General features: G+C 74.4%; 8 protein-coding genes. All 8 read left to right on the forward strand.

The window, feature by feature from the left end:
* Positions 1 to 26 precede the first annotated feature (26 nt).
* Complete coding sequence (locus tag PU704_RS08830) at positions 27 to 1,433, forward strand: dicarboxylate/amino acid:cation symporter (protein ID WP_047801693.1); 1,407 nt, start codon at positions 27 to 29, stop codon at positions 1,431 to 1,433.
* A 148-nt stretch (positions 1,434 to 1,581) separates the two neighbouring features.
* Complete coding sequence (locus PU704_RS08835) at positions 1,582 to 2,817, forward strand: sigma-54-dependent transcriptional regulator family protein (RefSeq protein ID WP_277551032.1); 1,236 nt, start codon at positions 1,582 to 1,584, stop codon at positions 2,815 to 2,817.
* Positions 2,818 to 2,992: 175 nt separating this feature from the next.
* Entirely contained in the window at positions 2,993 to 4,540 is a 1,548-nt protein-coding gene (gene exaC, locus PU704_RS08840; protein ID WP_047804367.1) for an acetaldehyde dehydrogenase ExaC, read from the forward strand.
* 89 nt (positions 4,541 to 4,629) lie between these two features.
* Entirely contained in the window at positions 4,630 to 5,703 is a 1,074-nt protein-coding gene (adhP, locus tag PU704_RS08845; RefSeq protein ID WP_277551033.1) for an alcohol dehydrogenase AdhP, read from the forward strand.
* 279 nt (positions 5,704 to 5,982) lie between these two features.
* Complete coding sequence (locus PU704_RS08850; protein ID WP_075872375.1) at positions 5,983 to 6,618, forward strand: Maf family protein; 636 nt, start codon at positions 5,983 to 5,985, stop codon at positions 6,616 to 6,618.
* Between the two features lie 127 nt (positions 6,619 to 6,745).
* On the forward strand, positions 6,746 to 8,536 hold the full coding sequence (locus PU704_RS08855; RefSeq protein ID WP_277551034.1) for an acetyl/propionyl/methylcrotonyl-CoA carboxylase subunit alpha: 1,791 nt from the start codon (positions 6,746 to 6,748) through the stop codon (positions 8,534 to 8,536).
* Between the two features lie 39 nt (positions 8,537 to 8,575).
* Positions 8,576 to 9,445 carry a thioesterase II family protein gene (locus PU704_RS08860; protein ID WP_277551035.1) on the forward strand — a complete coding sequence of 290 codons (870 nt, stop codon included), beginning with the start codon at positions 8,576 to 8,578 and terminating at the stop codon, positions 9,443 to 9,445.
* Between the two features lie 136 nt (positions 9,446 to 9,581).
* Positions 9,582 to 10,301: a 4'-phosphopantetheinyl transferase family protein gene (locus tag PU704_RS08865; RefSeq protein WP_277551036.1), complete on the forward strand. Its 720-nt coding sequence runs from the start codon at positions 9,582 to 9,584 to the stop codon at positions 10,299 to 10,301.
* Positions 10,302 to 10,766 lie beyond the last annotated feature (465 nt).

Consider the following 10,766-nt stretch of genomic DNA (forward strand, 5'->3'; position numbering starts at 1 on the left):
ATATTCCGCGGGCCTATCGTGGGCACATGATTTCCGCAGAAAGCAATCGACGCCTGCCCCGGTGGATGACCTCCTTCGGGCCGCAGATCGTGATCGCCCTCCTCCTGGGCGTGGTGCTGGGCACCGTCGCCGACAGCCTCGGCGGCGACCCCGACACGGACCCGAACTGGCTCATGACCGCCCTGGACACCATCGGCACGAGCTACGTGAGCCTGCTCAAGGCCGCCGTGGTCCCCCTCATCGTGACCGCGGTGATCTCCTCGATCGCCAACCTGCGGGAGGTCTCCAACGCCGCGCGCCTGGCCTGGAAGACCCTGCTGTGGTTCGGCATCACCGCCCTGATCGCGGTGACGGTCGGGCTGGTGCTCGGCCTCGTCGTCGAGCCCGGTGCGGGCACGGGTGCCGCCGCCCCCGCCGAGCAGTACTCCGGGACCCAGGGCTCGTGGCTGGCCTTCCTCACCGGCCTGGTCCCCGCCAACTTCCTGGGCCTGCAGGTCTCCTCCTCCGTGGTGGACCCGGAGACCGTGCAGACCGCCCTGGGCTTCAACGTGCTGCAGGTCCTCGTGGTCTCGGCCGCCGTCGGCATCGCCGCCCTCAAGGTGGGCGAGCCCGCCGAGCCGTTCCTGGCCGTGATCCGCGCCGCGCTGGCCGTGGTGCAGAAGGTCGTCTGGTGGATCATCCGCCTGGCCCCGCTGGGCACCCTCGGCCTGATCGGCCGGGCCGTGTTCGAGTACGGCTGGACCTCGATGGGCGGGCTGCTGAGCTTCGTCGCCACCGTCTACGCCGGCCTGCTGATCGTCGCCTTCGTGGTCTACCCGGTGCTGGTCAAGGCGCACGGGCTGTCCGTCCGGCAGTACTTCTCCGGGGTGTGGCCGGCCGTGCAGCTGGGCTTCGTCTCCCGCTCCTCGGTGGGCACCATGCCCCTGACCCAGCGCGTCACCGAGCGCAACCTCGGTGTGCCCCGGGCCTACGCGTCCTTCGCCGTGCCGCTGGGCGCCACCACGAAGATGGACGGCTGCGCCGCGGTCTACCCGGCGATCGCCGCCCTGTTCGTCGCGCAGTTCTACGGGATCGACCTCGACGTCACCCACTACGTGCTCATCGCCCTCGTCTCCGTGCTGGGCTCGGCGGCGACCGCCGGCACCACCGGGGCCACGGTGATGCTCACCCTGACCCTGTCCACCCTGGGGCTGCCGCTCGACGGCGTGGGGCTCCTGCTGGCCGTGGACCCGATCATCGACATGGGCCGCACCGCGCTGAACGTGGCCGGCCAGGCCCTGGTGCCCACCATCGTGGCCCGCCGCGAAGGCCTGCTCGACCGGACCCTCTACGACGCCCCGCGCACCGGGGACCCGTTCGTGCCCGAGGCCCCGGCCGACGGCGCGGAGCCCGCGGGGACCGCCGAGCCGGCCGCGGCGGGCGCCGTCCGCTGACCGTCCCGACCCGTCCGAGGGGCGGGGAACCGGGGGGATGCCCGACGCATTCCGCCAGTTCCCCGCCCCTCGTTCTTCGTGGACGCGTCCCGGGCTACGCTGGGCACCGGCACGAGACCTGGGTCACGGCGGGAGACGGGGAGGGCGCGTGGGCGCAGCGGCGGAGGGCTCGACGACGGACCCGCTGCTGCGGCTGTCCTGGGCCCGGTCGCTGAGCCATCTCGCGGCCCCGGAGCGCTGCGCCCCGCGCGTGGTGCTGGACCGCACGGACCTCCGGGAGGCCGGGGCCCCGCTGCGGGCCCTGCTGCCGGTGCTGGACGAGCTGCTCACTCCCCTGGCCGAGGACACCGGCCTGGTGGTGGCGGTCACCGACCCCGGCGGGGTGCTGCTGCGGGTCCGCGGCAGCGCACAGACCCGACGGCGCGCGGAGGACATGGGCTTCCTGGAGGGCGCCGACTGGTCCGAGCACGCCGTGGGGACCAACGCCCCGGGCACGGCCCTGGTGCTGCGCCGGCCCGTCACCGTGCACCGGGAGCAGCACTTCTACCCCGAGGCCCGGCCGTGGTCCTGCACCGCGGCCCCGCTGCTGCACCCGCTCACCGGCGAGCTGCTGGGTGCCGTGGACCTCACCGGCGGGGACGCCGCCGCCGACCCCGCCACCCGCGCGCTGATCGGCGCGGCGGTGCGCGCCGCGCGGGCGGAGCTGGCCCTGGCGCTGCGCCGCGAGCCGCCGGCCCGCGGCCCGGTCCCCGCCCCGGCGTCCGCGCCGTTCGTTCCTCCGCTCACCGCACCGCCCGCCGCCCCGGCCGCCCGGCTGCGCGTGCTCGGCGGCGCGCCGCCGGCCCTGGTCGTGGCGGGCCGCGCCCTCGAGCTCACCGAGCGCCACGCCGAGATCCTGCTGGCGCTCTCCCGCGCCGGAGCGGGGCTGAGCACCGCGGAGCTCTCGGCGAGGCTGTGGGACGGCCGCGCCCAGGAGGCCACGGTGCGGGCCGAGGTGCTGCGCCTGCGGCGGCTGCTGGACTCCCGGGGCGGGCCCGTGATCGCCTCCCGCCCCTACCGGCTCTGCGCCCCGCTGCCCTCGGACGCCGGCCGGGTGCTCGAGCTGCTCGACCGCGGCTCCCACCGGCGGGCGCTGCGGGAGTACACCGGCGCGCTCCTGCCCCACTCCGAGGCGCCGGCGGTGGTGGCACTGCGCCACCGGCTGTCCGGGCTGCTGCGCGAGGCGGTCCTCACCGACGGCTCCGCCGAGGCCGTGCGGCAGTACCTGGAGCTGCCCGAGGCCGCCGACGACGCCGAGGCGTGGGCCCTGCTGCTGCGCCTGCTGCCGGCCCGCTCCCCCGCCCGGGCCCGGGCGGTGCTCGAGCTCGAGCGGCTGCGCGACTGACCCCCGGGCCCGCCGTGCGGCACCGGCGGCACCGCGGGACGCGCGGGCGGCGTGCAACGTGCGTGCAACGTGCGCCTGCGTAGCGTGAGACACGTCACACAGCGGCACGGGACCGGCCGGACACAGCCCGCCCGCCGCCGCCCGACGCACCGTCCCGCACAAGGAGCGAGTCACCATGAGCGTTGAAACGCAGTCCCTCACCACCGTCTACGCGCAGCCGGGCACCGAGGGCTCGAAGATCACCTTCAAGCCCCGCTACGAGCACTGGATCGGCGGGGAGTGGGTGCCGCCCGTCAAGGGCCAGTACTTCGAGAACATCTCCCCGGTCAACGGCAAGCCCTTCACCGAGGTGGCCCGCGGCACCGCCGAGGACATCGAGGCCGCCCTCGACGCCGCCTGGGCGGCCGCCCCCGCCTGGGGGAAGACGTCCGTGGCGGAGCGGGCCCTGGTGCTGCACCGGATCGCCGACCGGATGGAGCAGAACCTGGAGATGCTCGCCGTGGCCGAGACCTGGGACAACGGCAAACCGGTCCGGGAGACCATCAACGCCGACATCGCCCTGGCCATCGACCACTTCCGCTACTTCGCCGGCGCGATCCGCGCCCAGGAGGGCACGCTCTCCCAGCTGGACGACAACACCACCTCCTACCACTTCCACGAGCCGCTCGGGGTGGTGGGGCAGATCATCCCCTGGAACTTCCCGATCCTCATGGGCGTGTGGAAGCTGGCCCCCGCCCTCGCGGCGGGCAACGCCGTGGTCCTCAAGCCCGCCGAGCAGACCCCGGCGTCGATCATGGTGCTCATGGAGCTGATCGCCGACCTGCTCCCGCCCGGGGTGGTCAACGTGGTCAACGGCTTCGGCGTGGAGGCGGGCAAGCCGCTGGCCTCCAGCCCGCGGATCCGCAAGATCGCGTTCACCGGCGAGACGACCACCGGCCGGCTCATCATGCAGTACGCCTCGCAGAACATCATCCCGGTCACCCTGGAGCTGGGCGGGAAGTCCCCCAACATCTTCTTCGAGGACGTCGCCGCCGCCCAGGACTCCTTCTACGACAAGGCGCTCGAGGGCTTCGCGTTCTTCGCCCTCAACCAGGGCGAGGTCTGCACCTGCCCGTCCCGCGCCCTGATCCAGGAGGGGATCTACGACCGGCTGCTGGGCGACGGCGTCGAGCGGGTGCAGCAGATGGTCCAGGGCAACCCGCTGGACCTCAACACGCAGGTCGGCGCGCAGGCCTCCAACGACCAGCTGCAGAAGATCCTGTCCTACATCGACATCGGCAAGCAGGAGGGCGCGAAGGTCCTGGTGGGCGGCGAGCGCAACGTCCTGGACGGCGACCTCGCCGAGGGCTTCTACGTGTCCCCCACGGTGTTCGAGGGCCAGAACTCGATGCGCATCTTCCAGGAGGAGATCTTCGGCCCGGTGCTGTCCGTCACCCGGTTCTCCGACTACGCCGACGCGATCCGCACCGCCAACGACACCCTCTACGGCCTCGGCGCGGGTGTGTGGGCCCGCAGCGGCAACCTCGCCTACCGGGCCGGCCGGGACATCGAGGCCGGGCGGGTGTGGGTGAACCAGTACCACAACTACCCGGCCCACTCCGCCTTCGGCGGCTACAAGTCCTCCGGCATCGGCCGCGAGAACCACCTGATGATGCTGGACCACTACCAGCAGACCAAGAACCTGCTGGTCTCCTACTCCGAGGACGCCCAGGGCTTCTTCTAGGCCGCACGCGACGGGCGCCCGCCCCGGCGCCCGCCGCGTGCCGTTCCCGCCACCGTTCCGTCCCGTCCCGTTCCGCGAAAGGAGCACCCATGAACGCCCAGCAGGCCTCGACCACCGAGCAGGCCACGGCCACCACCGTGCCCGAGACCATGACCGCCGCCGTCGTGACCGCCTTCGGCGCGCCGCTCGAGGTCAAGGACGTCCCCGTCCCGCAGCCCGGACCCGGGCAAGCCCTCGTCCGGCTCGTCTCCACCGGTGTGTGCCACACCGATCTGCACGCCGCCCACGGGGACTGGCCGGTCCAGCCGACCCCGCCCTTCGTCCCCGGCCACGAGGGCGTGGGGCGGGTCGTGGCCCTCGGCCCCGGTGTGGACGACCTCGCGGAGGGGGACCTCGTCGGCAACGCCTGGCTCGCCTCCGCGTGCGGGCACTGCCGCAACTGCCGCACCGGCTGGGAGACCCTGTGCGAGCAGCAGGTCAACGGCGGCTACAGCGTCGACGGCTCCTTCGGCCAGTACATGGTCGTGGACGCCCGCTTCGCCGCCCGCATCCCCGAGGGCGCCGACCCCTACGAGGTGGCCCCGGTGCTGTGCGCCGGCGTCACCGTCTACAAGGGGCTGAAGATGACCGAGGCGCGGCCCGGCCAGTGGGTGGTGATCTCCGGGATCGGCGGGCTGGGCCACCTGGCCGTGCAGTACGCGGTGGCCATGGGGCTGCGCGTGGCCGCCGTGGACGTCGCCGACGACAAGCTCGCCCTGGCCCGCAGGCACGGCGCCGAGGTGACGGTCAACGCCTTCGCCGAGGACCCCGCCGAGGCGGTCCACGCGCAGGTCCCGGGCGGCGCGGACGCCGTCCTGGTGACCGCCGTGCACCCGGACGCGTTCGGGCAGGCCATCGGCATGGTCCGCCGCGGCGGGACGATCGTGTTCAACGGGCTGCCGCCGGGGGACTTCCCGGCGCCGATCTTCGACATCGTGCTCAAGGGCCTGACCATCCGCGGCTCGATCGTGGGCACGCGGCAGGACATGGTCGAGGCCCTCGACTTCTACGCGCGGGGACTGATCCACCCGACCTACAGCACCCGCCCGCTGGAGGACGTGAACGCGGTCCTGGACGAGATGCAGAAGGCGAAGATCGAGGGCCGCGTGGTCATCGAGTACTGACCGGCCGCCGGGGAGCGGGCCCGCCCGCTCCCCTCCGGACCCGAGGGGCCGCTCCCGGCCGGCCCGGTGCCCTGCGCACCGGCCGCCGGGAGCGGCCCCTCTGCCGTGCCCGTCGCGCCCGGACGTCGCCGGGCCCGCGCCCGGCCGGGCGTGTGCGAGCGTCCCCGGTGGCAACACGGGCGGGAGCAGCCCCGGGACGGGACGGTCCGGACAGGACCGTCCGGACAGGACGGTCCGGACGGGGCGGTGGGGGCGGTGGGGGGTGCGTATCCTGGAGCGGTGACTCCCCGCCTCGTCCTCGCCTCCCGCTCCCCCGCCCGCACCAAGCTGCTGGCCGACGCCGGGATCGCCCACGACCGTCTCGTCTCCGACGTCGACGAGGACGCCGTGGTGGCCGAGCGCGGGGTGACCGAGCCCGAGGAGACCGCGATGGTGCTGGCCCGCGCCAAGGCGGAGGCGGTGGCGGCGCTGCCGGCGGCGGCCGGCGCCCTGGTGATCGGCTGCGACTCGGTCTTCGAGCTCGACGGCGAGGTGCACGGCAAGCCCCTCGACGCGGCGACGGCCACGGCCCGGATCCGCGCGATGCGCGGGCGCTCCGGAGTGCTCCACACGGGCCACTGGCTGGTGGACACCCGGGACCCGGCGGAGGGTGGCAGCGGCTTCAGCGGCGGGGCGCCCGCCGCGGCCGAGGTGTTCTTCGCGCCGATGTCCGACGACGAGGTCGCGGCCTACGTGGCCACGGGCGAGCCCCTGCACGTGGCCGGGTCCTTCACCATCGACTCCCTGGGCGCGGCGTTCGTGGAGCGCGTGGAGGGGGACGTGCACGCCGTCGTCGGGCTGAGCCTGAACACCCTGCGCACCCTGCTGGGCCGGGCGGGCGTCTCCGTGCCCGAGCTGTGGGCGGCGCACCGCTGAGCGGAGCCCGGTCTTTGTAGGAGTCCTACAGAAACCGCGTCGCATTTCCAGCCGCCCGCCGAGCGGTTGGGCGATTGCCGACGGCGGGGAATACAGTGCATCCGAGGATTTCGACAAGGAGTGAGACGTGACCGGTAACTACCCCGCGGACGGCGCCATCCGCCCCATCACCAAGGTGCTCGTGGCCAACCGCGGCGAGATCGCGGTGCGCGTGATCCGTGCCGCCCGGGACGAGGGCATCGCCTCCGTGGCCGTGTACGCCGACCCTGACCGCGACGCCGTGCACGTGCGGATGGCCGACGAGGCCTACGGGCTGGGCGGGTCCACCGCCGCGGACTCCTACCTCGTGGTCGACAAGATCCTCGACGCCGCCGCCCGCTCCGGGGCCGACGCCGTGCACCCGGGCTACGGCTTCCTCTCCGAGAACGCCGACTTCGCGCTGGCCGTGCTCGAGGCCGGCCTGACCTGGATCGGCCCGCCGCCGGCGGCGATCGCCAAGCTCGGGGACAAGGTGGCCGCCCGGCACATCGCCGAGAAGGTGAACGCCCCCCAGGTCCCCGGCACCACCGACCCCGTCGGCTCCGCCGAGGAGGTGCTCGCGTTCGCCGACGAGCACGGGCTGCCCCTGGCCATCAAGGCCGCGTTCGGCGGCGGTGGTCGCGGCATCAAGGTCGTGCGCGACCGCGCCGACATCCCGGAGCTCTACGAGTCCGCCGTGCGGGAGGCCACGGCCGCGTTCGGGCGCGGCGAGTGCTTCGTGGAGCGCTTCCTGGACGCGCCGCGGCACGTGGAGACCCAGTGCCTCGCCGACGCCCACGGCAACGTGGTGGTCGTCTCCACCCGTGACTGCTCCCTGCAGCGGCGCAACCAGAAGCTCGTGGAGGAGGCGCCCGCCCCGTTCCTGTCCGAGGAGCAGAACCGCCTGCTCTACGAGTCCTCCAAGGCCATCCTCCGGGAGGCCGGCTACCAGGGGGCGGGCACCTGCGAGTTCCTCGTGGGCCGCGACGGCACCGTCACGTTCCTGGAGGTCAACACCCGCCTGCAGGTCGAGCACCCCGTCTCCGAGGAGGTCACCGGCCTCGACCTGGTCCGGGAGCAGTTCCGGCTGGCCCGCGGGGAGGCCCTCGGCTACGACGACCCGCCGGTCCGGGGCCACTCCATCGAGTTCCGGATCAACGGCGAGGACCCGGGCCGGCACTTCATGCCCTCCCCGGGCAGCATCACCGCCCTCGACCTGCCGGGCGGGCCCGGGGTGCGCGTGGACTCCGGCGTGCAGGCCGGCGAGACCGTGGGCGGGAACTTCGACTCCATGCTCGCCAAGCTGATCGTCACCGGGGCCACCCGGCAGCAGGCGCTCGAGCGCTCCCGCCGCGCCCTGGCGGAGCTGCGCATCGAGGGGATGCCCACCGTGGTGCCCTTCCACCGCGCGGTGGTGGCCGACCCCGCCTTCGCCCCGGCCGACGGCTCCCCCTTCACCGTGCACACGCGCTGGATCGAGACCGAGTTCCACAACACCGTCCCGCCGTTCGAGGGGGTCCCCGAGGCCGGGCCCGAGGCCGAGGAGCGCCAGGCGATCGTCGTGGAGGTCTCGGGCAAGCGCCTCGAGGTCGTGCTGCCCGCGCTGCCCGGCACGGCCAAGCCCAACGGCACCGCGGCCAAGCCCCGCAAGTCGAGGTCCTCGCGCGGGGGCTCCGCCGCCGCGGGCGGGGACAGCCTGAGCTCCCCGATGCAGGGGACCATCGTGAAGATCGCGGTGGACAACGGCGAGGAGGTCGCCGAGGGGGACCTCGTGCTCGTGCTCGAGGCCATGAAGATGGAGCAGCCGCTCACCGCGCACAAGGCGGGCACGGTCTCCGGGATCTCCGTCAGCCCCGGGGACACGGTCACGGCCGGCACCGTCCTGGCCACCATCTCCTGAGCACGACCATCTCCTGAACACCACGACGGGGAGCTGTCCATGAGCACACGACCGGCGGCCGGACGCTGTCTCGTGGACCTCTCCGCGCAGGACCGGCTGCGCAGCAGGGCCCCCGAGCGCGCACCGATGCTGCGGGTGCTGTGCTGCCCGCCCGCGGGCGCCGCCGCCGGCTACTGGCGGTTCCTGGTCCGCGAGGACGTCCACGTGCTGGGCGCGCAGTACCCGGGCCGGGAGTCCCGGTTCCGGGAGCCCGCGGCACCCACGGTCGAGGCACTCGCCGCGGAGGCGGCCGCGGCCGTCGCCGCCGCACCCTGGGCGCGCGCGGCGATCACCCCCGGGGCGTCCGCCGACGTCCCGCTCGTGGTCCTGGGTCACAGCATGGGCGCCTCCGTCGCGGCAGAGCTCGCCTCACGGCTCGAGCACCGGGAGGGGATCCGGGTCGCGCTGCTCGCGCTGTCCGCGAAGACCGCCCCGGGCACCGCGGAGGTCGCGAGCACGGGCGCCGGCACGGGAGCCGGCTCCGACGAGGACCTGCGGGAGGGGCTCGATCCGCTGGCCCCGGGCGCGGACGCGGCGATGGTCCGGTGGCTCCGGCGGCTGGGGGGCACCCCCGAGGCGGTGCTGGAGCACCCCGAGCTGCTGGCCCTGCAGCTGCCCGCCCTGCGCGCGGACCTGCGGGTCTCCATGGCCTACGACCGGTTCCCCGCCCCGGTCGGGGCTCCCCTGCTGCTGCTGCGCGGCACCGAGGACGTCACCGTGGACCCCGGCGGCCTGGAGGCCTGGCGCCCGGTCAGCACCGGTCCTGTGCAGCGGCGGGAGTACCCGGGTGGCCACCATCCGCTCGCCGACCACGGGGACCGTCTGCTCGAGGACCTTCTCGCGTGCGCCGCTTCCGGCCGGTCCGGGTGAGCGCCGTTCCGCGCACCGGTGCGGGCGGGCCGGCCGAGTCGGGCCGACGGAGGCGGGCCGGCGGCGGTGAGCCCGTCCTGGTGAGCGAGGCGTCGTGGGCGGGCCGTCGTGAGCGGGCCGTCCCGGACGGGCCCCGGTGACGAAGCCGCCACCGGGGGTGCCCGGCGTGGTCGAGCTGCCGGTGCCGGGCGCCGCCGCGGACGTGCGGGTGGCGCTCGCCCGTGTGGCCGCGCTGGCCGGCTGGGCGGAGTCGGTCCGGGACTGCCTGGACGCGGAGGAGATGGCCCGGGCCGCGGCGTTCCGCCACGAGTCCGACCGGCGGCGGTTCGTGGTGGCCCACTGCGTGCTGCGCCACGAACTGGCCGCCCGCACGGGCGAGGCCCCGGGCGCGCTGCGTCTGGGTCCGCCCGTTCCGGTCCGGGGGCCCCGGGCCAAGCCGCGGCTCGAGGACCACACCCTGCGCTTCTCCCTCTCGCACAGCGGCGACCTGGTGCTCGTGGCCACCGCCGAGCGCGAGGTGGGGGTGGACGTGGAGCACGTCCAGGACCCGGTCGCCGCCGAACAGGTGCTCGCCCTGCTCCACCCGGCCGAGATCGCCGCCCTGCGCGCCCTGCCCGCCGTGGACCGGGCGGCCGCCGTGACCACGGTCTGGGCGCGCAAGGAGTCCCTGCTCAAGGCCCTGGGCTCGGGGCTGTTCCGCGATCCCTCCGTCGACGAGGTCGGAGCGGGCCCCGTTCCGCGGCGGCCCGTGCCGGGCTGGCGGATCCTGGACCTCGACGTCACGCCGGGTCCCGGCACGGACCGCGTCGACGTGCGGGCGGCGCTGACCGTCCGGGACGCCCCTGGCCGGATCTGAACCGTGCCGGTCTGTCCCGCGCTGTCCCGCGCCGGCTGGCGCTGCCGTGCGCTGTGCTGCGCTGCAAGGCCCCGTTCCGCCCGGTGACGCCGCCGGCGCCCGGTCGCCGGTACCCACCGGGACCGTGTCCGAATCGTGTCCGTCATCTTCGCAAATCATGAGCAATGACCCCTGACCTGCGCTTACTTTGGTGACGTCGCATCAGACACAGGGCTCGGGAAGGCGTTCGGGGGAACGCGCCACGGGCCGACACCAGCCGCGAAGCGGTCCTCGCTTCTCCACCGGATGGGACACCACCATGCGAATCATTGCCAGCGCAGTCCAGGCCGCCGCCGTCGCGGCCGGCACTCCTGACCTACGACCCCTGCCCTAGCAGAGGATCACCGACGTCGATCGCTCCCGCAGCGCCGTGCAGCGCTGCACCGGTCAGCCGAGACGGTGCCCCGCAGGACGGGCACCCTTCTC

Source organism: Kocuria oceani (genome assembly GCF_029524215.1).
Lineage (GTDB): Bacteria > Actinomycetota > Actinomycetes > Actinomycetales > Micrococcaceae > Kocuria > Kocuria oceani.